This window comes from Cedecea neteri NBRC 105707 = ATCC 33855 (assembly GCF_001571265.1).
In the GTDB taxonomy this organism is placed as follows: domain Bacteria; phylum Pseudomonadota; class Gammaproteobacteria; order Enterobacterales; family Enterobacteriaceae; genus Cedecea; species Cedecea neteri.
This window is the reverse complement of sequence record NZ_BCTL01000116.1, coordinates 1-1314: the sequence shown is the minus strand read 5'-3', so window position 1 is coordinate 1314 and position 1314 is coordinate 1. Positions and strand designations below refer to the sequence as shown.

The 1314-nt window shown below is 42.6% G+C and carries 2 protein-coding genes and 1 pseudogene; 1 reads left to right on the top strand and 2 read right to left on the bottom strand.

Going from position 1 to position 1314, the window contains the following annotated elements; genetic code table 11:
- Positions 1-337, top strand: a pseudogene (locus CNE01S_RS25675) (hypothetical protein); the annotation flags it as partial.
- 179 nt (positions 338-516) lie between these two features.
- Here the strand turns inward: CNE01S_RS25675 and CNE01S_RS24010 are convergent.
- Positions 517-948, bottom strand: coding sequence for a tail fiber assembly protein (locus CNE01S_RS24010; protein ID WP_245874450.1), 432 nt, complete (start codon positions 946-948; stop codon positions 517-519).
- Positions 948-1314 (bottom strand): gp53-like domain-containing protein (locus tag CNE01S_RS25570; protein ID WP_439645716.1); only part of this gene is annotated, 367 nt, incomplete at its 5' end. The genes CNE01S_RS25570 and CNE01S_RS24010, both read right to left, overlap by 1 nt.

Here is a 1314-nt window from a genome sequence, read left to right as displayed (position 1 = left end):
GGGAGAAGCGAAGTATGTGATTAGCCGGGGGAGCAACGTTAATGGGGATTGGACCATCTGGTCTGATGGTTCTATTGAGTTGAGTGGCTATAATTCCACTATTGTAGATGGTCTTGCGACCGTTATTTTTCCTATAACCTTACCAAAATTGGCTATGAATATATCCACTGCTGAACATTTAAGTTTTGACCTCGGGTCATCAGTTCAGCAACTGCATGTTTCTATGGTGGTTGACAACACAATAACAACCAGCGGATTTAAAGCTCGTTGCCAATTTATAAGTGGCGCCCCATCAGGATATGGTTTTTCGTGGCGAGTTCACTGCCCATCTAATTAATAAAGGGAACACTATGCGTTACTTTAACTCTACTACAATGACTGAAGTTTTGCCGGGCATACATGATACGGCGGGAACAATTTCTCTGCCGGATGATAATTGGTTCTTCACATTATCATATATGCCACAAGGAAAAAGGCTCGCAGTTAATGAAAACGGCGAGCCCGTATTAATTGATGTCACTGATTCGGAGCGGTAGGCCATTCGATATCTGGTGCGTTGGAAGTATCAATAGCTTCCAATGCATCCAGATAATCTAACCATAAATTATACTGCACCAGTTCTTCCTTTTTCAGTCGTCCAAGAGTTGATTTCCCTGGCCACTGCTTATTATTTATAAAATTATTAGTCTGATATATACGGCTTTGTTTGATTTGTTTGGCAATTGCAAACAGTTGCTCTTTAGCGAGAGCTGGAGTTGGTTGCCATTCTGGTAAACCACTTTTACCCACCGTGCGGGACATACCTTCTGGAGGTGTACCTGAAAAATCACTGAAAAGCTCAAAAGAAACATTAACCACATCGTCAGGCCATGTGCCTTCAGACTGGTAATTTTCTTTATTTTCTTCGAGATAAAATGCATTCGTTTTGCTGCTGAAAAAAATCATAATTATTTCCCTAAAGCGTACCAGAAAAAAGCACTCTGCCCGGCAATAACACCAGACCCATCATTCTGTAAACAACGCGCCTGGAACCCAATGTTATTGAGTATTTGATCGTTAATGACAATCGACTGCATCGTTGATGGATTACTTGACTGACGATAGCCAAAAGTTACAAAAAATGGTCTCTGTGAAAATGCGATTGGATAATTGATGGTCGATAACCCTGTACCGTCCGGCCCCGCAGCTCCCCATTGAAAAATTAAACCGCCTGGCAACCGTTGAATACCGATGCCGCGTAAATCAGACGTAAATGAAGCCATATCAGGTAATTGACCTTCTCCCGTCCCTACTCCTCGTTTCGCCGCCTCCCCT